Origin of the sequence: Streptomyces xanthii, assembly GCF_014621695.1 — a bacterium.
GTDB lineage: Bacteria > Actinomycetota > Actinomycetes > Streptomycetales > Streptomycetaceae > Streptomyces > Streptomyces xanthii.
The window spans coordinates 5475990-5500564 of record NZ_CP061281.1 but is presented as its reverse complement, the minus strand read 5'-3'; the positions used below and the strand labels follow the sequence as shown (position 1 = coordinate 5500564).

General features: G+C 71.7%; 25 protein-coding genes and 1 tRNA gene. 10 read left to right on the top strand and 16 right to left on the bottom strand.

The window, feature by feature from the left end:
- Positions 1-58: 58 nt before the first annotated feature.
- The 3 genes from IAG42_RS24770 to IAG42_RS24760 all read right to left on the bottom strand — a co-directional run bounded on the left by IAG42_RS24770 (position 59) and on the right by IAG42_RS24760 (position 1531).
- Positions 59-448, bottom strand: coding sequence for a VOC family protein (locus tag IAG42_RS24770; protein WP_188339161.1), 390 nt, complete (start codon positions 446-448; stop codon positions 59-61).
- Between the two features lie 37 nt (positions 449-485).
- Positions 486-623, bottom strand: a complete 138-nt coding sequence (locus tag IAG42_RS38600) for a hypothetical protein (protein ID WP_394811244.1) — start codon at positions 621-623, stop codon at positions 486-488.
- Positions 624-862: 239 nt separating this feature from the next.
- On the bottom strand, positions 863-1531 hold the full coding sequence (locus IAG42_RS24760; RefSeq protein ID WP_188339160.1) for an HAD-IA family hydrolase: 669 nt from the start codon (positions 1529-1531) through the stop codon (positions 863-865).
- Positions 1532-1885: 354 nt separating this feature from the next.
- On the opposite strand from IAG42_RS24760, the gene IAG42_RS24755 reads away from it, so the two are divergent.
- From IAG42_RS24755 to IAG42_RS24745, 3 genes are all read left to right on the top strand, one after another.
- Positions 1886-2536, top strand: a complete 651-nt coding sequence (locus IAG42_RS24755; RefSeq protein WP_188339159.1) for an HNH endonuclease family protein — start codon at positions 1886-1888, stop codon at positions 2534-2536.
- Positions 2537-2636: 100 nt separating this feature from the next.
- Positions 2637-4283, top strand: a complete 1647-nt coding sequence (locus IAG42_RS24750; RefSeq protein ID WP_188339158.1) for an alkaline phosphatase D family protein — start codon at positions 2637-2639, stop codon at positions 4281-4283.
- A gap of 110 nt (positions 4284-4393) precedes the next feature.
- Positions 4394-4846: a DoxX family protein gene (locus tag IAG42_RS24745; protein WP_188339157.1), complete on the top strand. Its 453-nt coding sequence runs from the start codon at positions 4394-4396 to the stop codon at positions 4844-4846.
- 45 nt (positions 4847-4891) lie between these two features.
- Here IAG42_RS24745 and IAG42_RS24740 read toward each other — a convergent pair whose 3' ends face one another.
- Positions 4892-5443: a superoxide dismutase family protein gene (locus tag IAG42_RS24740; RefSeq protein WP_188341582.1), complete on the bottom strand. Its 552-nt coding sequence runs from the start codon at positions 5441-5443 to the stop codon at positions 4892-4894.
- Positions 5444-5699: 256 nt separating this feature from the next.
- Between IAG42_RS24740 and IAG42_RS24735 the strand changes: the two genes are divergently transcribed.
- A complete protein-coding gene (locus IAG42_RS24735) occupies positions 5700-6329 on the top strand; it encodes a DedA family protein (RefSeq protein ID WP_188339156.1) in 630 nt (209 codons plus the stop codon).
- Here the strand turns inward: IAG42_RS24735 and IAG42_RS24730 are convergent.
- Positions 6317-6562, bottom strand: coding sequence for a DUF2277 domain-containing protein (locus IAG42_RS24730; protein WP_188339155.1), 246 nt, complete (start codon positions 6560-6562; stop codon positions 6317-6319). The genes IAG42_RS24735 and IAG42_RS24730 overlap by 13 nt on opposite strands.
- Positions 6563-6668: 106 nt before the next feature.
- Here IAG42_RS24730 and IAG42_RS24725 point away from each other — a divergent pair, with 106 nt between their 5' ends.
- A complete protein-coding gene (locus IAG42_RS24725) occupies positions 6669-7034 on the top strand; it encodes a hypothetical protein (protein WP_188339154.1) in 366 nt (121 codons plus the stop codon).
- Positions 7035-7119: 85 nt separating this feature from the next.
- Here the strand turns inward: IAG42_RS24725 and IAG42_RS24720 are convergent.
- A tRNA-Val gene (locus IAG42_RS24720) sits at positions 7120-7191 on the bottom strand.
- Positions 7192-7405: 214 nt separating this feature from the next.
- Here IAG42_RS24720 and IAG42_RS24715 point away from each other — a divergent pair.
- The 3 genes from IAG42_RS24715 to IAG42_RS24705 all read left to right on the top strand — a co-directional run bounded on the left by IAG42_RS24715 (position 7406) and on the right by IAG42_RS24705 (position 10268).
- Positions 7406-8188 (top strand): DUF4097 family beta strand repeat-containing protein, encoded by a 783-nt coding sequence (locus IAG42_RS24715; RefSeq protein WP_188339153.1) that lies wholly within the window; start codon positions 7406-7408, stop codon positions 8186-8188.
- 116 nt (positions 8189-8304) lie between these two features.
- On the top strand, positions 8305-9663 hold the full coding sequence (locus tag IAG42_RS24710; RefSeq protein ID WP_188339152.1) for a hypothetical protein: 1359 nt from the start codon (positions 8305-8307) through the stop codon (positions 9661-9663).
- Positions 9664-9755: 92 nt separating this feature from the next.
- The gene (locus IAG42_RS24705) at positions 9756-10268 is read left to right on the top strand and encodes a DUF4383 domain-containing protein (RefSeq protein WP_188339151.1); all 513 of its coding nucleotides are present in this window, start codon (positions 9756-9758) and stop codon (positions 10266-10268) included.
- A 204-nt stretch (positions 10269-10472) separates the two neighbouring features.
- Here the strand turns inward: IAG42_RS24705 and IAG42_RS24700 are convergent, their stop codons facing one another.
- The 4 genes from IAG42_RS24700 to IAG42_RS24685 form a co-directional block, all read right to left on the bottom strand.
- Positions 10473-10685, bottom strand: coding sequence for an FmdB family zinc ribbon protein (locus IAG42_RS24700; protein ID WP_188339150.1), 213 nt, complete (start codon positions 10683-10685; stop codon positions 10473-10475).
- Positions 10686-11152: 467 nt separating this feature from the next.
- Entirely contained in the window at positions 11153-11968 is an 816-nt protein-coding gene (locus tag IAG42_RS24695) for an HAD family hydrolase (protein ID WP_188339149.1), read from the bottom strand.
- 17 nt (positions 11969-11985) lie between these two features.
- Entirely contained in the window at positions 11986-14469 is a 2484-nt protein-coding gene (locus IAG42_RS24690; protein ID WP_188339148.1) for a phosphoribosyltransferase, read from the bottom strand.
- Positions 14466-15641: an HpcH/HpaI aldolase/citrate lyase family protein gene (locus IAG42_RS24685; protein ID WP_188339147.1), complete on the bottom strand. Its 1176-nt coding sequence runs from the start codon at positions 15639-15641 to the stop codon at positions 14466-14468. Before IAG42_RS24685 ends, IAG42_RS24690 begins: the two co-directional genes overlap by 4 nt.
- A 246-nt stretch (positions 15642-15887) precedes the next feature.
- Between IAG42_RS24685 and IAG42_RS24680 the strand changes: the two genes are divergently transcribed.
- The gene (locus IAG42_RS24680) at positions 15888-16763 is read left to right on the top strand and encodes a TerD family protein (protein WP_188339146.1); all 876 of its coding nucleotides are present in this window, start codon (positions 15888-15890) and stop codon (positions 16761-16763) included.
- A 19-nt stretch (positions 16764-16782) separates the two neighbouring features.
- On the opposite strand, the gene IAG42_RS24675 is transcribed toward IAG42_RS24680, so the two are convergent.
- From IAG42_RS24675 to IAG42_RS24650, 6 genes are all read right to left on the bottom strand, one after another.
- Positions 16783-17532 carry a TerD family protein gene (locus IAG42_RS24675; protein ID WP_188339145.1) on the bottom strand — a complete coding sequence of 250 codons (750 nt, stop codon included), beginning with the start codon at positions 17530-17532 and terminating at the stop codon, positions 16783-16785.
- A gap of 106 nt (positions 17533-17638) precedes the next feature.
- On the bottom strand, positions 17639-18778 hold the full coding sequence (locus IAG42_RS24670) for a DUF475 domain-containing protein (RefSeq protein WP_188339144.1): 1140 nt from the start codon (positions 18776-18778) through the stop codon (positions 17639-17641).
- 70 nt (positions 18779-18848) lie between these two features.
- On the bottom strand, positions 18849-19424 hold the full coding sequence (locus tag IAG42_RS24665) for a TerD family protein (RefSeq protein ID WP_188339143.1): 576 nt from the start codon (positions 19422-19424) through the stop codon (positions 18849-18851).
- A gap of 103 nt (positions 19425-19527) precedes the next feature.
- Complete coding sequence (locus IAG42_RS24660) at positions 19528-20103, bottom strand: TerD family protein (RefSeq protein ID WP_188339142.1); 576 nt, start codon at positions 20101-20103, stop codon at positions 19528-19530.
- A gap of 142 nt (positions 20104-20245) precedes the next feature.
- On the bottom strand, positions 20246-20704 hold the full coding sequence (locus tag IAG42_RS24655; RefSeq protein WP_188339141.1) for a peroxiredoxin: 459 nt from the start codon (positions 20702-20704) through the stop codon (positions 20246-20248).
- A gap of 160 nt (positions 20705-20864) precedes the next feature.
- Positions 20865-21296, bottom strand: coding sequence for a DUF3052 domain-containing protein (locus IAG42_RS24650; protein ID WP_188339140.1), 432 nt, complete (start codon positions 21294-21296; stop codon positions 20865-20867).
- A 353-nt stretch (positions 21297-21649) separates the two neighbouring features.
- Between IAG42_RS24650 and aceE the strand changes: the two genes are divergently transcribed.
- On the top strand, positions 21650-24397 hold the full coding sequence (aceE, locus tag IAG42_RS24645; protein WP_188339139.1) for a pyruvate dehydrogenase (acetyl-transferring), homodimeric type: 2748 nt from the start codon (positions 21650-21652) through the stop codon (positions 24395-24397).
- Positions 24398-24575 lie beyond the last annotated feature (178 nt).

The window sequence follows — 24575 nt, the reverse complement described above, 5'->3', positions numbered from 1 at the left end:
TCCGCCCCGGGGGTCCCCCCGCAACCGGTTATCGCGGTCCCGGCACCGAGCACCCGGGTCAGTCCAGGCAGAACTCGTTGCCCTCGATGTCCTGCATCGTCAGGCACGACTCGTTCTCCTCGTCGGCCAGCTGCAGCAGCACCCGCGTCGCGCCGAGCTTCTCCAGACGGGCCTCCTCGGCCAGGATCACGGCGAGCCGCTCCTCGCCGACGAGCCCCTTGCCGACCCGTACGTCGAGGTGCACGCGGTTCTTGACGACCTTGCCCTCCGGGACGCGCTGGAAGTACATGCGCGGGCCCTGGCCGGTGGGGTCGGAGGCCGCGGCCCAGGAGCCGTCCCCGTCCTCGTCGACCGTCGGCACGTACCCCATCACCTCGCACCAGAAGCGGGCGACCCGCGCCGGGTCGGCGCAGTCGAAGGTGACCTGGATTTCCTTGATCGACGTCATCGGGCCATCGTAGGAGCGGTCCCCGCGCCCCGACACCCTATTTTTTCGACGGGCCCGACCACGGCTGCGAGGTGGCGACCTCGATCCCGAAGCCGATGAGGACGACTCCGGTGACCCGGTCCATGGCCCGGCGCACCGCCGCCCGCTCGAAGAACGTCCGGGCCGTCGAGAGCACGAGGACGTAGCCGCCGAGCCAGACGACCGTGAGCGCCGCGTGGACGAGCCGCCCCGGACGAGCAGCCCGGTCGCGACGCCGCCCACGGTGCGCAGCCCGTCCCGCCGTCCGGCCGCGAGGGCCCGCTCGGTCACCACGGCCGTGTCCGGGACGGGAACCATGGTCAGGGCGGCGAGCAGCCCGGTCGCCGCGAGCAACTGTACGAACATGGCGCCCGGCCGCCGCGCCCCGGGCCGCGCTCAGCCCACGTGCAGCAGGATCTCCCCGTCGGCCGCCGCCTCGACGCGCACGGAGGTCAGGTCGTCGACCTGGACGGTGGGGCCGTACTCGGCGGCCCGGGGCCCGATCCCGACGACCCGCATGCCGGCGGCGAGGCCCGCCGCGATGCCCGCGCCGGAGTCCTCGAAGACGACGCAGTCGGCGGGGTCGACGCCCAGTTCGGCGGCGCCCTTGAGGAAGCCCTCGGGGTCGGGCTTGCTGGCGCCCACGTTCTCGGCGGTCACCCGGACCGTCGGGTAGGGCAGCCCCGCGGCGGCCATCCGGCCGGTCGACAGGGGGACGTCGGCCGAGGTGACCAGGGCGTGCGGGAGGCCGCCGGTGATCAGCGCGTCGAGGAACGCGGCCGCGCCCGGCACGGGCACGACGCCGTCCATGTCGGCGGTCTCCTCGGCGAGCATGCGGGCGTTGTCCGCGTGGTTCTCGGCCATGGGGCGGTCGGGCAGCAGCAGTGCCATCGAGGCGTAGCCCTGGCGGCCGTGCACGACCCGCATGACCTGGTCGGGGTCGAGCCCGTGGCCGGCGGCCCAGCGCAGCCAGCAGCGTTCGACGACGGCATCGGAGTTGACGAGGGTGCCGTCCATGTCGAGCAGCAGGGCGCGTGCGGACAGAACGGTGGGCGTGGCCGTCATCGGGGGGCTCCAGGGAACGGAGGCGGGGGTGCGGGTCCAAAGCGGGCCCCGCCCGCCGGTCAGGGAGACGGGCGGGAACCACTTTGTTCCCCCACGGTACAAAGCAGGCCCGCAATATCCAAATCCGCCCCGAATGGAGCGCCGCCAGGGGTGCGGGGACCCGCCCGACCAGCCATGACGGGACCCCACCCGGCGCCGGAATCCCAACTGGCGGCAGGGCAGGCCTGATTGACCCCTTGTCGAACCATCAACTTGACGCGACCCTGTCACCCAACGGACGCCCACCCGCAACCCCACTCGGCCACCATCCGAACGACCAGCGTCCGAACGGCCCCCCACACCCAGGGAGTTCACATGCCCAGCCGCACCTTCTACGCGCGTCGACGCACGGCCCTGATCACCGCCGCGGCGGCCACCGCCGCCCTGACCGCCCTCACCGTCACCCCGGCGGACGCCTCCCCGCCCACCCCCGTCAGCGCCTCCACCGCCCGCACCTACCTCTCCGAACTGACCGTCAAGGCCGAGGGATCGAGCGACGGCTACAGCCGCGACAAGTTCCCCCACTGGATCACCCAGTCCGGCACCTGCAACACCCGCGAGGTCGTCCTCAAGCGCGACGGCACGAACGTCGTCACGGACTCCAACTGCGCGGCTACCTCGGGGCGTTGGTACTCCGAGTACGACGGCGCCACCTGGACCGCCGCGTCGGACGTGGACATCGACCATGTCGTCCCGCTGTCCGAGGCCTGGAAGTCCGGCGCCAGCTCCTGGACGACGGCGCAGCGCCAGGGCTTCGCCAACGACCTGACCCGGCCCCAGCTCATCGCGGTCACCGACAACGTCAACCAGTCCAAGGGCGACCAGGACCCGGCCGAGTGGATGCCCTCGCGCACCGCGTACACGTGCACGTACCTGCGCATGTGGGTCCAGGTGAAGCACTACTACAACCTCACGGTCGACTCGGCGGAGAAGAGCGCGATCCAGTCCGGCCTCAGCGGCTGCTGACCGCTCCCGGGACGAAACCCCGGAACCGCAGGGCCCGCCTCCGGCGTTCCAGTGCTACAAAGCGCGCGGGGAATGCCGGAGGACGAGCGGAGGCGATCACGTGGCGGGACTGCGCCTGGGCCCATTGCTGCGGTACGTGGACGAGGACACGGCGACGGTCTGGGTGGAGACGGCCCGGCCCGCCCTCGCCGAGGTCCGCTGCGCGGACGGCGCGGCGGGCAGCGCGCGCACGTTCCAGGTCGAGGGGCACCACTACGCCCTGATACCGGTCACCGGTCTCACCCCGGGCACCGAGACGGCGTACGAGGTGAGCGTCGACGGCCGCCGCGTATGGCCCGAGCCGGACTCCCCCTTCCCCGCGAGCACCATCCGCACCCCGGACCACGGCGCCCCCGGCCCCGCCCCGTTCCGTGTCACGTTCGGCTCCTGCCGCTGGGCCGCGCCGCCCGCCGGAGGCCACGACCCGGCGGGCCCGGACGCCCTGGACACCCTCGCGGCGCACCTGGCCGCCGACCCCGGCGCCGACCGCCCCGACGTCCTCGTCCTGCTCGGCGACCAGGTCTACGCGGACGAGACGTCCCCCGCGACGCGCGCCTGGCTGGCCCGCCGCCGCGAACTCTCCGACCCACCGGGAGCACAGGTCGCGGACTACGAGGAGTACACGCACCTCTACTACGAATCCTGGCGCGACCCCGAGGTCCGCTGGCTGCTCTCCACCGTGCCCAGTTGCATGATCTTCGACGACCACGACCTGATCGACGACTGGAACACGAGCGCGGCCTGGCTCGCCGACATGCGCGCGACCCCGTGGTGGCGCGAGCGGCTGCTGAGCGGCCTGATGTCGTACTGGGTGTACCAGCACCTGGGGAACCTGACGCCCGCCGAGCTCGCCGCCGACCCCTTGTACGAGGAGGCGCGCGCGACGCCGGACGGGACGGACGCCCTGCGCGCGTTCGCCGCGCGGGCCGACGCCGATCCGGCGCACGTCCGCTGGAGCTACCGGCGCGATTTCGGCCGCACCCGGCTGCTGATGGTCGACACCCGCGCCGCCCGCGTCCTGGACGAGCCGGAGCGGGCCATGCTCGACCCGGACGAGGCCCGCTGGCTGCGTGACCAGGCACTCGACACCGCGCGGGACTGCGACCACCTGCTCATCGGCACCTCCCTGCCGTGGCTGCTGCCGCATTTGATCCACGACGTGGAGCGGTGGAACGCGGCGCAGTGCGCGGGTGAACGCGGCCCGCGCCGGGCCCGGTTCGGGGAGTCCCTGCGGCGGCGGGCCGACCTGGAGCACTGGGCGGCGTTCCCGGACTCGTTCGACGCGCTGACGGAGCTGATAGCCGAGGCGGGTTCGGGGCCGGCCGCCCCGGCGACGGTCTGCGTCCTGTCCGGGGACGTGCACCACGCCTACGTCGCCGAGCCACGCTGGCCCGAGGACTTCCCCGCGGGCGTGCCGAGTTCCCGCGTCGTGCAGCTGACCTGCTCCCCCGTGCACAACTCGATCCCCGCCACGATCCGCCTGGGCTTCCGGCTGGGCTGGAGCCGGCCCGCGCGCGCCTTCGGCGAACGGCTCGCCCGGCGCCTGCGCCCGAGTGGATCCGGAATCGACTGGCGGCGCACGGGCGGCCCCTGGTTCGGGAACCAGTTGATGACGCTGACCCTGCGGGCACGGGCCGCCGAGCTGACCCTCGATCAGGCGGACCCGCGGCGCGGGCTGACACGCGTCACCAAACGGAACCTGAACTGAGGCCTTCTGGAGCCGTGCCGGAGACGTCGGATTTGGCTAAATGTTGAACTTGCAAGTTCAAGTAAGGTTCCCCTAATCTCTGGGCTCCCCCAACATGAGGAGTCCCCACCATGACTGGACGTCTGAACAGCGCCCAGCCCTACGCCCTCGGCCTGTTCCGCATAGTCGTCGGCCTGCTCTTCGCCTGCCACGGCACCGCATCCCTCTTCGGCTACCCCGAGAGCCCGATGGGCGGAGCCGCTCCCGCCGTCGGAGCCTGGCCGGGCTGGTACGCCGGTGTCATCGAGGTCGTCTGCGGCGCCCTCGTCCTCATCGGCCTCGGCACCCGCGCGGCCGCGTTCCTGGCCTCCGGCGCGATGGCCTACGCCTACTTCGACGTCCACCAGTCGATGGCCCTGTGGCCCATCGCCAACGGTGGCGACGCCGCCGCCCTGTTCTGCTGGGCGATGCTGCTCCTCGTCTTCACCGGCTCCGGCGCCCTCGGCCTGGACCGGCTGTTCGCGGCGCGCGGTGCGCGCACGTCCGGGGAGCAGAGCCCCGAGCGCGAGAAGGTCGCGGCCTGACCGCGTCCCGCACCGCACGCACCACCCGCACGACGCGTCCGGACCTCAGCCCAGCGACGCGAACGGCACCGTGAAGCAGGCCACGCGGTGCCCCGCCCCGCCGGGCGCGTCGTGCAGCACCACCGAATCGGCCTCGCCCCGGCGCAGACCCCACGCCTTGTGCACGACGGCCCGGCCGTCGCCCGCCCGGTCGGTGGTGAAGTCCAGCCAGACCTCGTTCGCGGCGTCCGCCCGCCCGGGGTCCTCCTCGTGCCGGTAGTGGCCGCCCGCCGCCTCGGGATCGGCCCCGCACGGCTCCCGGTGGACGTGCGCCCCGTAGGCGCGGCCCGGCTCCAGCCCTTCGACGGCGAGCCGTACGGTCATGTCGCCCCGGCCGCCCTCCTGTTCGACCTCGATCGACGCGCCCGGCGGCACGAGCCGGTCGTCGTAGGTGACCGCGGCCGACGGCACGAAGGCCGTGGGCGGCGCGAAGCGCCCCTCGACCCGCAGCCAGTACGCGTCCGACCCGCCGCCGCCCGGCGCACCGCCCGCGACGCCGGCGCCGCCCGTCGCGAGCACGGCCGCCGCGAGGACGCCGCTCACCATTCCTGTGACCATCACCGGTTCCTCCTCGTACCCCTGCACCCCCTGCGCCCCCTGGTCCGTTGGTACGGGACACCGGCCTTTGGCGCCCGGTCCGACACGGCGATCGAGTGAACGTGACGTGGGGAACATCTGTACCCCTTGCGTCACTTCAGCAACTCTTGAGGCGTACGCTGTACAGCTGTCATCAGCCGCTCCCAGCCCGGAGGAACGGTCGGAGGAACATCACAAGAACGGTCGTACGGGTCGACGTACGGGGAGTGGACACGCGGTGTTGGAGAGTGTGGGGTCGCTGACCGGCAGTCCCTGGATCTACGCGATCGTCGCCGTCTCGGTCCTCTGCGACGTCTTCCTGCCCGTGCTGCCGAGCGGTGTCCTCGTGATCACCGCGGCGACCGCGGCGGCGGCCGGCACCGGCGCGGCCACCGGGGAGGTCCCGCACGGGGTGCCCGATCTGCTGGCGCTCACGCTGAGCGCGGCGACCGCCTCCGTCCTCGGCGACCTCGTCGCCTACCGGCTCGCCTGGCGCGGCGGCGACCGCCTCGACCGGGCCATCGCCCGCTCCCGGCGACTGTCCACCGCGCAGGAACGTCTCGGCGGGGCGCTCGGCCGCTCCAGCGGCGGACTGCTCGTGATCATCGCCCGGTTCGCGCCCGCGGGCCGCTCGGTGGTCTCCTTCGCGGCCGGCACGGCGCACCGCCGGGTCCGCGAGTTCCTGCCCTGGTCGGCCCTGGCGGGCTTCGCCTGGGCCGCGTACAGCGTCGCGCTCGGCTACTTCGGGGCGCACTGGCTCGGCGCGGGCTGGATGTCCACGCTGGTCTCGCTGCTCGCCCTGGTGGGCGCGGGGTTCGTCGCCGCCTACGTGATGCGCCGCCCGGCCCCGGTGACTCAGGAGGCCTGAGCCGCCTCGGCGGGTCTCGGGTGCGATCCGCGTACCTCCAGGCCGTCGAGCAGGGCGGCGGTGGCGCGGGCGATCTCGTCCACGGCCCGGTCGAACACCTCGCGGTTGTGCGCGGCCGGGGCCCGGAAGCCGGACACCTTGCGCACGTACTGGAGGGCTGCGGCCCTGATCTCGTCCTCGGTGGCCTCTTCGGGCTGGGCGGGCGGGCGGAGCGTCTTGATGCTGCGGCACATGTCTTCAGTCTGACGCGCCGAGCCACCCCTGTCAGACGTACACACGTTCGCGTGAACCGGGCCGAGTCACTCGCCTCACTAAATCGAACAGACGTACCATTGGCGGGTGGCAGCGAACGATGACTCCGCCCCCGACTTCGACTACCCGAGCGACCTCCTCGCCGGTCAGGAGGAGCTGCACCAGGTCCGGGCCGATCTCCAGGCCCTCCTCAAGCGGCTCCCCTGGTCCGTGGAGCCCCTCGACGCCGTGAGCGACACCCAGGGCTGGCGCAAGCTGGAGCGCCCGGCCTCTCCGGGCTGGACCGGCGACGAGCAGGCCGAGGTCGAGAAGCTCCGGCAGCGCGAGCTGGAGCTGGCCGTCTTCGTGACGTGCCACCGCTACTGGTCCGGCCTCAGCGGCACCGAGGCGGTCCGCGCCCGCGCCGCCCTCAAGCACCTCCACGAGCGCCCCGGCACGGACGAGCCCGGCTGACGCGCCCCGCCCCCGCCCTCGCCCGGGAATGACGAAAGCCCCCTCACCGGTCGCGGTGAGAGGGCTTCGTACGGGACGGACACGGTGGGCGCGGACGGTTTCGAACCGCCGACATCCTGCTTGTAAGGCAGGCGCTCTACCCCTGAGCTACGCACCCGGCAGCCTGGCGCTGTGACCAGGACGAGCCGACAGCCTACCCTGCCGACGCCCGTGCCCCGCAAACCCGTATCGGGCCGGGCCGCTGCGGGGGTTTACCCCACCGTGGATCCGGTGGCCGTCCGGATCCCGCCCGGACCGCTCCCCCCGTACGTTCATGACGGGCCGGACGCCGAGGCCCCCCGCACCAGCCGTCGCCCCAGGGGGAGTTCGCCATGACCGTCCGCCGTCCGCACCGCACCGCCCGCGTGCTCGCCGTCACCGCCGCCACCGCCGCCCTCGCGGCGGGCCTGACGGCCTGCGGTGCCGACGCCGGCGACGACACCCGGCCCGAGCACCGCTCCTTCGCCCTCCAGGGCCGCACCCTCACCGTCGACTCCGACGACTCCGCGCTCGAACTCGTCCCCGCCGACGGCGACGAGGTGAAGGTCACCCGGTGGTTCCAGGGCTCCACCGTGATCGGCTCCGACCCGCGGACCACCTGGCGCTGGGACGGCGACGAGGACCGGCTGACGCTGCGCCTCGACTGCTCCGGCTTCATCGCCGACTGCTCGTCCCGGCACCGCGTCGAGGTGCCGCGGGGCGTCGAGGTCGTCGTACGGACCGACGAAGGCAGCGTGCGCGCCACCGGCTTCCGGCACGGCCTCGACATCACCTCGCAGGACGGCTCGGTCCGGATCGGCAACAGCGCCGGGCCGCTGCGGGTGCGCAGCGACGACGGCTCCGTGAAGGCCACCGGGATCGACGCCCGCCAGGTGTCCGTGCGTACCCAGGACGGCTCGGCGGACCTGGACCTGCGCACCGTGCCCGACCGGGTCGACGCCGTCAGCGACGACGGCTCGCTCGATGTCGCGCTGCCCGGATCGGCCGCGTACCGGGTGAGCTCGCACACGGACGACGGCTCGGTCCGGGTGTCCGTGCCGCGCGACGCCGACAGCGCGCACCGGGTCACGGTCCGCACCCAGGACGGAAAAGTCACCCTCCGAACCGCGAACTAACGGGGCCGTGTGTTCGTCATTAACCGGTGGGAGAATGAACACCGGTCAAGGCTGGCGACGGGCACAGGAGAGGTCAGAGGTTGGTGACGACGGCGACGACGAAGCGTCCCCGAGGGGTGCGTGGCCGTGTCGTTCAGCGCCGCGTCCCCGCGTCCCCCTGGCGGGACCTCCTCACCCTGACGCTGCTGCCGGTGCCGCTGCTGGCCGCCGCGGTCACCGCCTCGTTCCACGCGGGCGGTACGCGCCGCTGGTTCGGCGGCCGCTCGGAGAGCCAGCGGGCCGAGGCGCAGGCCGCCAAGGACGCGGCCGCCGCGGCGTTCTACGAGCTGGACACCGCCCAGCGCGACCTGCGGATCTCCATCGAGACCATCACGGCCGTCGACGACTCCCCCGCCGCCCGCCGCGCCGTCACCGACTTCCAGCAGTTCGGCGCCCGCATCGACGAGGCCAGCGGGCGGTACATCACCGCGGTCGACGCCCACGACCTCGACCGGGACGACCTGGAGGCCTCCGTCGCCGCCCGCGCCCGGGGCGAACTGGCGCGGGCGAAGGACGACTTGGTCCGGGTCAAGCAGGACCTCGACCGGTTCGCGCAGGGTCTCGGCCCGCTGCTCGGCAAGGCCGAGACCCAACTGGCCCGGCTCGCCCCCGCCGTGGAGCGCGCCCGCCAGGCCCTGCTCGCGGCGACGAACGCGCTGGACGCGGTCCGCCAGGCCGGGCTCAAGGCCGACGACCTCGCGGCCCGGCTCGCCGCCCTCGGCCCCGAGCTGACCAGGCTCAACCAGGGGGCCGGGCAGCACGGCGTGCCCGAGACCCTGGAGCGGGCCGAGCGGGTCGCCCGGGACGCCGAGGCGGTGCGCGCGGAGGCGCAGCGGCTGCCCGAGAAGGCCGCCGAGATCGACCGCAGACTCGTCTCGCTGCGCACTCGCGCCCAGGCCCTGACCACCCGGGCGGGGCAGGTCGAGCCGGTCCTCAGCGAGCTGCGGCGCCGGTTCGCCGCCGCGTGCTGGCAGGACCTCCAGCGCGTCCCGGAGCTCGCCGCGGAGAACGTGAAGCAGGCCGAGACCAAGCTCGCCGAGGCCCGCACGGCCCGTGACGAACAGCGCTGGCCGGACGCGACGTCCCGGCTCTCCACCGTCCGCGCCCTGCTCAACACGACGGACGAGTCGGTCTCCGCGGCCTCGGACCGGCTGCGGCGGCTGAACGCGGTGGCGAAGGACCCTCAGCAGGAGATCGACCGAACGCGGTTCGCGATCCGGGACGCGCAGCGCCTCGCGATGGCCGGCCGCGCCACGCCCGATCCGCGGCACGCCCGCCCGCTGGACGACTCCGTGGGCCGGCTCGACCGCGCCGTCGCCGGCCTGGAGGGCCGCCACCCCGACTATTGGCACTTCCTGACCGAGACGGAGGCGGTGCGGCAGACCGTCGCCCGGGTCGTCGCCCAGATCCGCGAGGACCGCGGCGGGGCCGCCTGACCTGCGCGTCCTCTCGGCCTCCGGCGATGTTGGCACTCGCCGTGCGGCGGGCGGATCCTTGGAGTACGTACGCGCGAGGAGGCGAGGCGATCATGGCGGCCACGCAAGTACTCCACCCACGATCCCGGCGGCGCGTCAGGCTGGACGAGCACCTGCCCGTCGATCACCGGCTCAGCCAGGTCTACCGCGCCGGGGCGGGTCTCATGGGTCTCGTCCTGCTGGCCTTCGGCATCCTCGGCCTCATCGACAGGATCGGCTTCTTCGACACGGGAGGTGACACCGTCGCGGGCCTCAACACGAACGGCGCGCTCAGCGTGCTGTCCATCTGCGTCGGCCTGCTGCTGTTCGCCGGCATGGTCGTCGGCGGCAACTTCGCGTCGACCCTGAACATGACGCTGGGCGTCCTGTTCATCCTCAGCGGCTTCGTGAACCTGGCCCTGCTCGACACCGGTGCAAACTTCCTGGCGTTCAAGATGCAGAACGTGCTGTTCAGCTTTGTCGTCGGGCTGCTGCTGATGTTCTTCGGCATGTACGGGCGGGTCAGCGGGGGGCTGCCGCACGACAACCCGTACTGGCAGGCCCGCCACCGCCCCGACGAGCTCTAGGGCCTTTCTTTCGGATCAGGCTGGATCAGGGAGCGGGGCGTGGTGCGTGCAGCTGCAAGGCGGAGGAGGGCGACAACGCGATGGGGGTCCCCCCTGCTCGAGCGAAGCCGAGAGCTTGGGGGAGTTGGCAACCGACGACAACGCCGCAGATGCGCGTGCCACGCCCCGCGAGCCCAGCCTGATCCGAAAGAAAGGCCCTAGGCCCTAGCCGCAGCAACCGCCTCCGCAGCAACCGCCGCCTGCGGCGCTGGGGGCGGGGGCGCGTCCGGCGCCGCCGGTCATCGCGACGGTCGACAGGAGCTTGACCGTGTCCGAGTGGCCCGCGGGGCAGCTCGCCGGAGCCGACGACTCAGCCATCGGCCGAGCCAGCTCGAACAGCTCCCCGCACTCGCGGCACCGGTATTCATAACGAGGCATGCGGACAGCCTACGGCGTTGTGGGCCCCCTCTGAGCGCCGTCGCATTGTCCGGCGCCCCGAGCGCACCCTGGCCAACGAGCCTCGCCCGCCCCACCGGGGTTGGTCGGCCTCGGCTACCGAGGCGCCGCCGGGGCGGACGATCGTCGCCGACTACCGCGCCGTCGTGGCTGATCGCGCAATTCCCCGCGCCCCTGACGGGGCGCATCTGCCCTCGCCTTGATCGCGCCCTCGGCGGAGCCGCTGATCCGTCCAGTGCCGCGCCCCGGTGCCGGGCCGACGCCCCCGGAGGGGGCGGGCGGGTGGGAGCGGGGCTGGGCCAGGGCGCGGATACAGGCACAGGCACGGGTACGGGTACGACGCGCGGGCATGGGCGCGGGCACAGGCACGGGCGCGCAACCCCGCCCGCGCCTGGGGTGCGATTCGGTCCCCGGCGACGGGGCGTGGACCGGCTCCGGCGCCGGGTGGGTCAGAGTTCGTTCAGGAAGGCTCGGAGGATTGATTCGCCGGCCAGGACTCCTCGGTCCGGGAGAGGGGTCACGTGGGGGGCCGTCCAGCCCAGGTCCGCGAGTTCGCCGTGGTCGGGGCGCCAGCCCAGGTCCACCGCGCCGAGAAGATCCGCGTCCAGCAACGAGTCCCCCGCCCCGAGCACCCGCCCGGCGCCGACCCGCCGGGCGACCTCCCGTACGGCCGCGCCCTTGGTGAGCGGCTTCGGCACGGCGTAGACCTTGCGTCCCTGCAGGGAGACGGACCAGCCGAGCTCCTCCGCCCACGCCCCGAGCTCCTTGACCCAGCCCTCGGGCAGCCGCGCCCGGTCCACGACCAGGTACGCGAACAGGTCCTCGGCGACCCGCTCCTTGAGCAGCCACTGCGGATCGGCGGCCGCCACCATCCGCTCCCGCACCTCGGCGAGCGGCGCGCACTCGTGCTCCAGCCGCTCCCCCACGGCCGCCCGCCAGTCGGGGTCGGAGACGCCGTCGACCAGCAGGTGCCCGCCGTTCGCGGTGATCGCGTACTTCGGCACGGGCCCGGGCAGCCGGATCCGCCCGTACTGCTCCCGCGTCCGCGTGGTCGTCGGCACGAACACGGACCGCCGGCCCAGCTCGGCCAGCAGTCCGGCCGCGTCCTGCGTGACGTAGGACAGCGGCTTGCTCTCGTAGACCTCGACGCAGAGCAGTCGCGGGGCCTGCGCGTCGGGCATCGTGAGCCCGAGGGCCCCGGCCGAGTAGATCAACGTACGGTCGAGGTCGCTCGCGACGACCGAGACACCCGCGCTCGCACCCATGGCAGAACTCCCCGCGCTCACTTCGACGCCACCGCCTTGCCGTCCGCACCCGTCGCCCCGCGCGTGAACCGCGGGTGGATCAATCCGACGCAGCTGTACGGCAGTTCGTCCACGGTCTCGACCGGGACGCCGCGCTGCTCGGCGAGCAGGCGCACGTGGTCGAGGTCCGCTCCGGCGTCCGCGCGGGCCAGGATCTTCCACGGCACGCGGCGCAGCAGCACCCGGGTCGTCTCACCGACTCCGGGCTTGACCAGGTTCACGTCGTGGATGCCGTACTCCTCGCTGATCCGCTCGACGGCGGCCCAGCCCTCCCAGGTGGGTGTGCGGTCGGCCTCCAGGAGCTCCTTGACGGCGAGGTCCACCGCGTCCGTGACGTCGTCGAAGCGTGCGGCGACCGCGTCGAGGAACGCGCCGGAGACGTCCGCGCCGGCCAGCTCCCGGTAGAACTTCGCCCCGTGGAAGTCCTCGGGCCCCACCAGGTCGGCGCGCAGCACGGTGCGCGATATCAGCCCGGACACGGTCGAGTTGAGGCAGGCGGAGGGGATGAGGAAGTCCTCGCGGGTGCCGTAGGTGCGCACGCAGGAGCCGGGGTCGGCGAGCACCGCGATCTCCGGGTCGAAGCCGGCCGCGCCCCCGGACGCCTCGAACTCCCGTATCGCCGCGGCGAGTTCGCGGGTGATGGCGCCCTTGCCGGTCCAGCCGTCGACGAAGACGACGTCGCGCGGGTCGTGGTGGGCGGCGAGCCAGCGCAGCGCGTTGGCGTCGATGCCGCGGCCGCGGACGATGGAGACGGCGTAGTGCGGGAGGTCGAGGTCGTGCCGGTGCGCGGCCCAGCGGCGCATGAGCACGCCGACGGGCGTGCCGGCGCGGGCCAGCGAGACGAGGACGGGGCGCCGGCCGGGGCGCTCGGCGAGCACGGTCTCGGTGACGACGCCGACGGCCCGGGCGATGCGCCCGGCGGAGGTGTCGAGCGCGGCGTGGAACAGCTCCTGGTACTGCTCGCTGGGCTGGTACTCGACGGGCAGCGACTCCGCGTAGTGCGCGCCGCCGCTCTGGATGGCCTCCTCGCGCTCCTCGGTGGGCGCCTCCAGGGTCACGTCCGAGAGGTCCTGGAGCAGCCAGCCGACCTCGTCCGGGGCGTACGAGGAGAAGGCGGGGCCGCGCAGCGGCTCGGGCAGGGACATGGGGGGCCTTTCGGGCGCGGTCGCGGACGCGGGCACGTAGGAGGGGATGACGACGACCACGACGCGGGCGGTGTGCTCGGCGACGCGGTCGAGGAGGCCACCGGGCGCGCTCAGCCCGGGGGTGTCGCCGGCGGAGTCGAGGCAGACGACGACGGTGTCGAAGCCGCCGCCCGCCACGTTGTACGCGAAGCGGTCGCCGGGGCCGTCGGCCGGGTCGTCGTGCGCGGGGAAGACGAGGCGGGTGCGGATCGCGTAGCCGGGGTCGTCGACGGCGAGGACGGGCGAGCGGGTGGTGGTGGAGTACGCGAGGTCGGCGCCGGTGTCCTCCAGGGCGGTGGCCAGGCGCAGCGGGGCGTACATCAGTTCCTCGTTGCCGAGGACGAGGGTGCGGCCCTCGATGTGGGGGGCGATGCGCGCGGCCATGGCGGGCAGCGCGGCCTCCAGGGCGGCGCGGTGCGCGGGCGTGAAGCCGTGCCGGCCGCCGTCGGGCACGCCGGCCGGCCAGCCGAGCCCGGTGACGCGGACGATCTCGCCGCGCTCGCTCCGGCGCGGGGGCGCGTCGGCGCCCTCGTGCTCCTCGACGAGGGCCTGGCCCTTCTCCAGCACGCCGTCGGGCAGGGCGACCGTGCCGCGGGCGGCGGCGACGAGGTCGACGCGGGCGCCGATCTCGCCGGCGAACGCGTCGAGGCGGCCCTGGTCGCCGGGCGAGCGCATGTCGACGAGCGCGACGATGACGTAGTGGTCGCGGGCGTGCAGTTCGTGCAGGGCGCGGATCGTGTTGAGGACCGTGTTGCCCGTGGAGAACTCGTCGTCGACGAGGACGAGCGGTCCGTCGCCGGCGAGGAGGGCGGGGTCCTCGGGGAGCAGCAGGTGCGAGGTGGCGTGGGAGTGGGACTCCTCGAAGCCGCCGGCGCGGGCGACGCCCTCGACGGGGCGGCGCGTGGAGTGCAGGTAGGGGGCCAGGTCGATGCCGTCGGCGACGGCGTGGCCGAGGCCGGTCGCGGTCTCCGCGTAGCCGAGCACGACGGCGCGGGCGGCCTGCGCGTCGCCGAGCAGCGCGCGGACGCGTACGCCCAGGTCGTGGCCCGCGGCCCGGACCACGGAGGGGCGCTGCGGGACGTGCTTGCCCAGCACGTTCGACACGAGCAGATGGGCCCGCTTGGGGTTGCGGCGCAGCGCGAGGCCGAGCAGCTCCGTCAGCCGCCGCTCACCGTCGCGCTCCACGCCGTTCAGCTCGACGCCGAGCCGCTCGGCGACCCAGGTACCCGTCCACACCACGTCGTTCCCGTTTCCTTCCACGTTCGTCGTACGGCTCATGCGGGCAGGCCCGCCGCCAGGAGTTCCACGAAGCCGACGTCCTCGCGGGCCACGCCGAAGGCTTCGGCGCGCTGGAGCGTGCGCTCGGCCCAGGCGCGGTGCGGCTTCACCTCGTTCATCTTGTTCGTGTACGCGGAGCGCATGACGCCGCCGCCGTCGCGCTCGGGGCGCAGGATGTCCCGGGCGTCGCTGTACTCCTCGTGGCTGACCACAGACAGCGCGTGCACGGGCAGGACGTGCGAGGGGTGGATGCAGGTCTTGCCCTGCAGCCCGTTGGCCCGGTCGAGTTCGATCTCGCGCAGCAGGCCGTCCATGTCGTGCTGGATGAGGGCCTGGCGCAGCTCGTCGGCCCGGACCTCCAGGAAGGGGCTGCGGCGCAGCTGCGGCTTGAACATGCGCTCCTGGTGGCGGAAGTACTCCCAGACGGGTCCGGTCACGGTGAAGCCGGTGCCGTCGGAGCGGCCGAGCCGGTTGACGACGTCGCCGATGACGGAGGCCACGATCTGGACGTCGTACGCGGTCATGTCCGGCGGCCGGCGCAGCCCGTACGCGGAGCAGAAGTCGGTGACGCCGAGGCGCAGGGCGAGGACGCGGTCGCGGTACTTGTCGACGGTGCGGGAGATGCCGGCGAGCGTCTCGGTGCGGGTCTCCAGGTGCAGCAGTTCGGGGGACTCCAGGACGGGCATGGCGAAGAGCCGCCGGCCCGTGGCCGCCTCGGCGGCGGTGAGCGCCTCCAGGAAGGGGACGCCGCGCTCCTCGGTGAACTTCGGCAGTACGAATCCGGACAGCAGCGCGACGGAGGCGCCGAGCCGGTCGGCGAGGCCGGTGATCTGCTCGGGGGTGCGGACCCTGATGAAGAGCAGTGGGGGTTCGGCGGCGCCGTCCGTGACGCGTGTGTGCAGGTCGGCGAACTGGCGGACCAGGTTGTCCTCGGCGCCGGCGACCTCGGCGTCGTCGATCGAGTCCTCCAGGCACAGCACCATGGACACGACGCCGCGGCCGGCCTGCTTGAGCACGTCGTCGGCGAGCCGGGGGCGGGTTGCCGGGCTGTAGAGCGTGGCGCCGAGCGCGGCCGCGAGGAGCCGGGGCGAGGAGTCGGCCGAGAAGGCGCGCGGCTCCTCGTGAAACAGCCGTTCCCGCACCTCAGGGGCTATGTGCCCGAAATGACGCATGTGAGTCCCCCGATGATTTCCCGTTGGTGTGGTGGCAGAGAGGTGCTGCACGGACTGTGCCGAGCTGACAAGAGGTGGCCGGTAATAGTACGTACAAACGTGTGTCAAGGGTTCCCGTGTGCCATGAAATTCAGGTAACCCACGCATGTCGTACACGTCCTTCCGGACGGTGTGTGCAGGGTCGTGCGCAGGCGATGACGGGGCCCCGCATTGTCCGGGCCGGGGCCGGGAGGGCAGGATGACCGCATGACGCACGCGATGCTCAAGGGGGCGAACATCCCGCTCGACGCCACGGCGGTGCGCGCCGTGCTCCGGTGGTCCCCGGGGCAGGACGTGCCGCCGGTGGACGCGTCGGCGCTGCTGCTCGGCCAGAACGGCCGGGTCCGCTCCGACGACGACTTCGTCTTCTACAACCAGCCGCGCCACCCTTCGGGGAAGGTCTGGCGGCTCGGTCAGAAGCGGGTCCCCGACGGGATGACGGACACGATCCAGGCGGACCTGGCGGGGATACCCCCGGAGATCTCCCGGGTCCTGCTGACGGCGTCCCCGGACGACGGCGTCAGCTTCGACCAGGTGCCGGGCCTGCGGATGAGCGTCTACGACGCGGCGGCGGGCGAGGGTGCCGAGCCGCTCGCGTACTTCGACATCAAGCCGGAGACGGGCGCCGAGACCGCGCTGATCTGCGCCGAGCTGTACCGGCGGGACGGCGGCTGGCGGCTGCGCGCGGTGGGTGAGGGCTACTCCAGCGGTCTGGTCGGGCTCGCCACGGACTTCGGCATCCTGGTCGACGAGGCCGCGGGTCCCGAGCCGGAGCCGGAGCCCGCCCCGCAGGCCCCGCCGGCCTCGGCCACCCCGGTCACGGCCCCGGTGGCCCCGCCGGCCCCGGTGTCCTCCGAGTCCGTGACGACGGCGCAGGTCTCGCACCAGCCGCCGCCCTCCCCTGCCTTCCCGGTGCCTCCGCAGCACTCTCCGGGCTACGGGTATCCGCCGGCCCCGGCGACGCAGCCGGCGCCGCCCTCGCAGCCCGCGTACGGCTATCCGCAGCCGGTGGCGGCCGCGGCCGGGGCTGCGGACCCGGCGTTCCGCATGCCGCCGCAGGGCCCCCAGTTCATCGGGCGGTGACCCGGGGCGGGCGCCTCGCTCAGGGGCGCTCGCCCACCTTGGGCTTGTAGCCCCGGCCCCACTGCAGGCCCCAGCCGTACAGCCGGTCCAGCTCGGACTGGAATCCGTACACGAACTTCACCTCGCGCCGTACGACGAGGTCGCCCTTGACGTTCTCGATGGAGACGACGGCGCAGGAGCGGGCCTGCGGGGCGCGCTCGTCGAGGCTGATCTCGATGCGCGGCCCGTTGCTCGGGTACAGCGTGACGATGGCGTGGGTACGGTCGAACGCCGGCGTCTGGTCGTAGATGTAGACGAACACCAGCAGGCGTTTGATGGCGTCGCGGTGGTCGAGATTGACGTAGATCGTCTCGCCCGACGCCGAGCCGAACCGGTCGTCCCCGCTGAGCTTCACGTACGGCGGCGCGTTCAGGTCCCCGAAGAAGCTGCCCAGCGGCTGGACGACGCCCTTGTCGCCGTCCTTCAGCTCGTACAGGCAGCCGAGGTCCAGGTCGACGTTGACCATCGACTGGGTGTGCGCCTGGACGACGTCCGGCTTGAACATGCGGGACGGATGGCGCAGCAGGCTGCTGCGCTCCGGCCCGCCGAGGTCCGTGGTGCGCATCCGCCAGGACAGGTTCACGCGCAGGTTGCCGGTCGCGGCGCCCTGCTTGGACAGGGAGACCGCGGGGTGCCGCTTGGTCAGCTCGATCGCGTTGGTCGCGGCGCTGCCCGAGTCGAAGTCGAACTGCGCCGAGCGCCCGCTCCACAACCGGTCCCAGAAGGACATCTCCGCCCCCAGATTCAGTGGTCCTCCACATGCCGACGGGGCGGCCGCGGAGGACTCGTCCTCGTACGGCCGCCCCGTCCAGAGCGTTCCAGAAATGACCCCCGGGTCAAACCCCGGACGTCACCTCGGCTTTGTCCGTGCTGCCGCCCTCCTCGGCCGCGAGGCGCTTGTTGCGCCGCACCGACGAGAAGAAGGACCAGGCGATCAGGACGACACCGACGAGACCGGTGATGATCTCGTGGATCTCGTACTGGATGGTGACCAGGAGGATCACGGCGAGGGCGCCGATCGCGTAGTGCGCGCCGTGCTCCAGGTACACGTAGTCGTCCAGGGTGCCCTGGCGGACCAGGTAGACCGTGAGCGACCGGACGTACATGGCGCCGATGCCGAGGCCGAGCGCCATGAGGACGATGTCGTTGGTGATCGCGAAGGCACCGATGACGCCGTCGAAGGAGAAGGACGCGTCGAGGACCTCGAGGTAGAGGAACATGAAGAACGCGGCCTGGCCGGCCAGCAGCACCGCGGACTTGGGCTTGCCCTCGCGTGCGGCGCGCTCCTCCTCCTCGTGCTCGCGCTCTTCCTCCTCCTCCAGGCGGTTCTCGAAGAAGCTGGAGAGGCCGCCGACGATCAGGTACGTGATGAGGCCGCCGACGCCCGCGAGGAGGACGGTGGCCTGCTTGTCGACGTGGGCGCCGCCGTGCTGGTGCGCGTTGAGCGCGACGGTCAGGGAGGCGACGAGCAGGACGATCAGCGCGATGCAGACCGAGAGCATGTCGACCTTGCCGAGCTTGGCCAGCGGCCGCTCGATCCAGCGCAGCCACTGGATGTCCCGCTCCTCGAAGATGAAGTCGAGGAAGATCATCAGCAGGAACATGCCACCGAAGGCGGCGATGGACGGGTGCGCGTCCGTGACCAGCTGCTGATAGCGGTCGGGCTGGTTGAAGGCCAGGTCGACGGCCTCGATCGGGCCCATCTTGGCGCTGATCGCGACGATGACGACGGGGAAGACGAGGCGCATGCCGAAGACGGCGATGAGCACGCCGATCGTGAGGAAGATCTTCTGCCAGAAGGCATTCATCTTCTTCAGGATCCCGGCGTTGACGACCGCGTTGTCGAAGGACAGAGAGATCTCCAGGACCGCGAGAATCGCGACGACCCCGAAGGCTGTCCATCCGTCGTAGAACACCGCCGCGATCAAACCGAGCACGGTGATCGCGAACGACCAGCCGAAGGTTTTCAGAACCACTGGCTACCCCATCGTGTGTACGGGTTTCCCCGTGCTGGTTGTACGGGGCTCCCCCGCTCCGCGCACGGCTTTACGAAACATTGACTCCGAAGTCTAGAGCGATGCCCCGCAGCCCGGACGCGTACCCCTGACCGACCGCACGGAACTTCCACTCGCCGCCGTACCGGTACACCTCGCCGAAGATCATCGCCGTCTCCGTGGAGGCGTCCTCGGAAAGGTCGTAGCGCGCCAGTTCCTGACCGTCCGCCTGATTCACCACGCGGATGAACGCATTGCTGACCTGGCCGAAGGTCTGGCCCCTGTTGTCCGCGTCGTGAATGGACACCGGAAAAACGATCTTGTCGCAGCCGGCCGGAACGCGGGAAAGGTCGATGATGATCGACTCGTCGTCGCCGTCGCCCTCACCGGTCAGGTTGTCGCCGGTGTGCTCGACCGAGCCGTCGGGGCTGGTGAGCTGGTTGTAGAAGATGAACCACTCGTCGCCCATGACGCGGCCGCCGCTGCACAGCAGTGCGCTGGCGTCCAGGTCGAAGTCGGCTCCCGTGGTGGAACGCGCGTCCCAGCCGAGGCCCACCAGGACCTGGGCCAGATTCGGTGCGGCCTTGGAGAGGGAGACATTGCCCCCCTTGGCGAGCGTGACGCCCATGATCGTGGTCCTCCCCGATGTGGAACGGTGCTGTGGTCGAGCGCGTCCGGCGCCGCACTGCTGGAGTGCGGCGCCGGACGGTGTCTGGGTGGTGGTGGTCCGCTCAGACGTTGACGCCGAAGTCCTGCGCGATGCCGCGCAGACCCGAGGCATACCCCTGGCCGACGGCGCGGAACTTCCACTCCGCCCCGTTGCGGTACAGCTCGCCGAAGACCATGGCGGTCTCCGTCGAGGCGTCCTCGGAGAGGTCGTAACGGGCGATCTCGGCGCCGCCCGTCTGGTTCACGACGCGGATGAACGCGTTGCGCACCTGTCCGAAGGACTGCTGTCGGTTCTCGGCGTCGTAGATCGAGACCGGGAACACGATCTTGTCGACGTCGGCGGGCACGGCCGCGAGGTTGACCTTGACCTGCTCGTCGTCGCCCTCGCCCTCACCGGTCAGGTTGTCACCGGTGTGCTCGACCGAGCCGTCCGCGCTCTTCAGGTTGTTGAAGAACACGAAGTCCTGGTCGTTGCGTACCTTGCCCTCGGCGTTCGTCAGAATGGCGCTGGCGTCGAGGTCGAAGTCCGTACCCGTCGTGGTACGGACGTCCCAACCGAGGCCCACGACGACCGCCGTGAGGCCCGGAGCCTCCTTGCTCAGCGATACGTTGCCGCCCTTGCTGAGGCTGACTCCCACGAGTCCTCCCTGTGGTCTGAGGGGCGGGGAGCCCCCGTAGTGCGTCTGGCATCGGATCAACGTCTGGATCCTAGTGAGGGGTTCCCGTACCCCGCGAGAGTTCCCGCAGGGTGTCGCCCCCTCGACCGCGCTCGGGCGCGGCTCAGAGCGCGTCGATCGCCCGGACGTACTCGTTCAGGTCACGCGCGTCGGGCAGCGCGTTGACGACGGTCCACTGGACGACGCCCTCCTTGTCGATGATGAAGGTGCCGCGCACCGCGCAGCCCTTCTCCTCGTCGAAGACGCCGTAGGCGCGGGAGGCCTCGCCGTGCGGCCAGAAGTCGCTGAGCAGCGGGTACTCGAGGCCCTCCTGCTCGGCGAAGACCCGCAGGGAGAACGGGGAGTCGTTGGAGACGGCGAGCAGCTGCACGTCGTCGTTGACGAACTTGGGCAGCTCGTCGCGCAGGGCGCAGAGCTCGCCGGTGCAGACCCCGGTGAAGGCGAACGGGTAGAAGAGCAGCACCACGTTCTTCTCGCCCCGGAAGTCCGAGAGCTTCACGGTCTCGCCGTGCTGGTTCTTGAGCTCGAAGTCCGGAGCCTTGGTGCCGACGGCGATCGCCATGGTGAAGCTTCCTCTCGGTGGGGCTGTTCGGGTGGGTTCAGCGTAGTTGGCGGGGGGTTCGGCGCGTGGCGCGGGCTCCGGGAACGGGTGAGGCCCCCGGGGGCGCGACGGTGCGCGCCCCCGGGGGCCCTTCTCTTCTGGTCCCGTTCGCCGGGCCGGCTCAGCGCTTCTTGGCGGCCGCCTTCGGCGTGGCCAGCCGGCTGCCGGTCCAGTCCTTGCCGGCGCTGACGCTCTTGGCGGCGGTGAGACCGGCGGTGGTGGCGGCCTCCCCGATCTCGCTGGGCTCGACGTAGCCGTCACGGCCCGTCTTCGGCGTCAGGAGCAGGATGGAGCCGCCTTCCTCCATGTACGCGATGGCATCCACCAGCGCATCGGTAAGGTCCCCGTCGTCCTCACGGAACCAGAGCACCACGGCGTCAGCCACGTCGTCGTAGTCCTCGTCGACGAGCTCGGAGCCGATGACTTCCTCGATGCTCTCGCGGAGCTCCTGATCGACGTCGTCGTCGTAGCCGATCTCCTGGACCACCTGGTCGGGCTGGAAACCGAGCCTCTCGGCAAGGTTCTTCTCCGCGTGGTCCGCGGTCGCGCTCACGGATTGCCTCCTGATCATGTTTACGAAAGTTCTTGGGTTGTCTGGGTGTCCCCAGAGCCTCGCGCACGCGCGAAGCGTTGGCCGTAGTCCACACGTGCGCGACGGATCGCGCAAGTACCCGGCTGCCGAGACCGCCTAAACGGTGACGTTCCGGGCCGTCTCACCCCAACCTCAGTCAAGGATCCCCGCCGGTTCGTGATCTATGCCACACCAGCTTGAGCGTATCGTTGCGATTTGTTCGCGGCACCGCGAATACCTCGCGGTAGAGATGACGATTCGGTTTCCAAGGTCCACGATGGACTCGGCGCAAACCGACAGTGGAACAGTGGCATCACCGACAGTGAGGGAACAGCGTGGCTTCCGGATCCGATCGCAACCCGATCATCATTGGCGGTCTTCCCAGCCAGGTCCCGGACTTCGATCCAGAAGAGACCCAGGAGTGGCTCGACTCCCTGGACGCCGCGGTCGACGAACGCGGCCGGGAGCGGGCCCGGTACCTGATGCTCCGGCTCATCGAGCGGGCCCGCGAGAAGCGCGTGGCCGTGCCCGAGATGCGCAGCACGGACTACATCAACACGATCGCGACCAAGGACGAGCCGTACTTCCCCGGCAACGAGGAGATCGAGCGCAAGGTCCTCAACGCGACGCGGTGGAACGCCGCGGTGATGGTGTCCCGCGCGCAGCGCCCGGGGGTGGGCGTCGGCGGCCACATCGCCACCTTCGCGTCCTCGGCCTCCCTGTACGACGTGGGCTTCAACCACTTCTTCCGCGGCAAGGACGAGGGCGACGGCGGTGACCAGGTCTTCTTCCAGGGGCACGCCTCGCCCGGCATCTACGCCCGCGCCTACCTCCTGGACCGGCTCACCGAGGACCAGCTCGACGGCTTCCGCCAGGAGCACTCGAAGGCGCCCAACGGCCTGTCCTCGTACCCGCACCCGCGCCTGATGCCGGACTTCTGGGAGTTCCCGACCGTGTCGATGGGCCTCGGCCCGCTCGGTGCGATCTTCCAGGCCCGGATGAACCGCTACATGGAGGCGCGCGGCATCGCCGACACCTCCAAGTCGCATGTGTGGGCCTTCCTCGGCGACGGCGAGATGGACGAGCCGGAGTCGCTCGGCCAGCTGTCGATCGCGGCCCGCGAGGGCCTCGACAACCTGACCTTCGTCGTCAACTGCAACCTGCAGCGGCTCGACGGCCCGGTGCGCGGCAACGGCAAGATCATCCAGGAGCTGGAGTCGCAGTTCCGCGGCGCCGGATGGAACGTCATCAAGCTGGTCTGGGACCGCAGTTGGGACCCGCTGCTGGCGCAGGACCGCGACGGCACGCTGGTCAACCGGCTCAACACGACGCCGGACGGCCAGTTCCAGACGTACGCCACCGAGACCGGCGCGTACATCCGCGAGCACTTCTTCGGCGACGACCACCGGCTGCGCGCCATGGTCGAGAACATGTCCGACAAGGAGATCCTGCACCTGGGGCGCGGTGGCCACGACCACCGGAAGATCTTCGCCGCGATGACGGCCGCCAAGGAGCACAAGGGGCAGCCGACGGTCATCCTGGCGCAGACCGTCAAGGGCTGGACGCTCGGCCCGAACTTCGAGGGCCGCAACGCGACGCACCAGATGAAGAAGCTCACGGTCGACGACCTGAAGGGCTTCCGCGACCGGCTGCACCTGCCGATCACCGACAAGCAGCTCGAGGACGGCCTGCCGCCGTACTACCACCCGGGCCGCAAGTCGGAGGAGATCCAGTACATGCACGACCGCCGGCAGTCGCTCGGCGGGTACGTGCCGACGCGCGTGGTGCGGGCGAAGCCGCTCCAGCTGCCGGACGACAAGACCTACGCGAACGTGAAGAAGGGCTCGGGCCAGCAGTCCATCGCGACGACCATGGCCTTCGTCCGGCTCCTCAAGGACCTGATGCGGGACAAGGAGATCGGCAAGCGGTTCGTGCTGATCGCGCCCGACGAGTACCGCACATTCGGCATGGACGCGTTCTTCCCGAGCGCGAAGATCTACAACCCGCTCGGCCAGCAGTACGAGTCCGTGGACCGCGAGCTGCTGCTCGCGTACAAGGAGTCGCCGACCGGGCAGATGCTGCACGACGGCATCTCGGAGGCGGGCTGCACGGCCTCGCTGATCGCGGCGGGCTCGGCCTACGCGACGCACGGCGAGCCGCTGATCCCGGTCTACGTCTTCTACTCGATGTTCGGCTTCCAGCGCACCGGCGACCAGTTCTGGCAGATGGCCGACCAGCTGTCCCGCGGCTTCGTGCTCGGCGCGACGGCCGGCCGCACCACGCTGACCGGTGAGGGCCTCCAGCACGCGGACGGCCACTCCCAGCTGCTCGCCTCGACCAACCCGGCGTGCGTGGCCTACGACCCGGCGTACGGGTACGAGATCGCGCACATCGTCCAGGACGGTCTGCGCCGCATGTACGGGCCGACGGCCGACGGCAGGCCCGGCGAGGACGTCTTCTACTACCTGACCGTCTACAACGAGCCGATCCAGCAGCCCGCGGAGCCGGACGACGTGGACGTCGAGGGCATCCTCAAGGGCATCCACCGCATCAGCGCCGGCTCCGCCGGCACGATCCCGGCGCAGATCATGGCGTCCGGTGTCGGCGTGCCGTGGGCGCTGGAGGCGCAGCGGATCCTCGCGGAGGAGTGGAACGTGCGGGCCGACGTCTGGTCCGCGACCTCCTGGAACGAGCTGCGGCGCGAGGCCGTCGAGGTGGAGCGGCACAACCTGCTGCACCCGGAGGAGGAGCAGCGCGTCCCGTACGTCACGCGGAAGCTGTCCGGGGCGCAGGGGCCGTTCGTCGCGGTCTCGGACTGGATGCGGTCGGTGCCGGACCAGATCTCGCGGTGGGTGCCGGGTACGTACCAGTCCCTGGGGGCGGACGGGTTCGGGTTCGCCGACACGCGGGGGGCGGCGCGGCGGTACTTCCACATCGACGCGCAGTCCGTCGTCGTGGCGGTGCTCACGGAGCTGGCGCGGGACGGGAAGGTCGATCGCTCCGTGCTGAAGCAGGCGATCGACCGGTATCAGCTGCTGGACGTCACGGCTGCCGATCCGGGTTCGGCGGGTGGCGACGCGTAGGGCTTGACGGGTCGGTGCGGGGAGCTTCGCGTTGTCGGCTGCGGGCCGGTGGGGCTTCTCGCGCAGTTCCCCGCGCCCCTGAAATGCAGACGCTTCGCGTCGCATTTCCCCGACGGGGCACCGCCCCGATGGAGATCACGCACGAAGTGCGCATCTCCAGGGGCGCGGGGAACTGCGC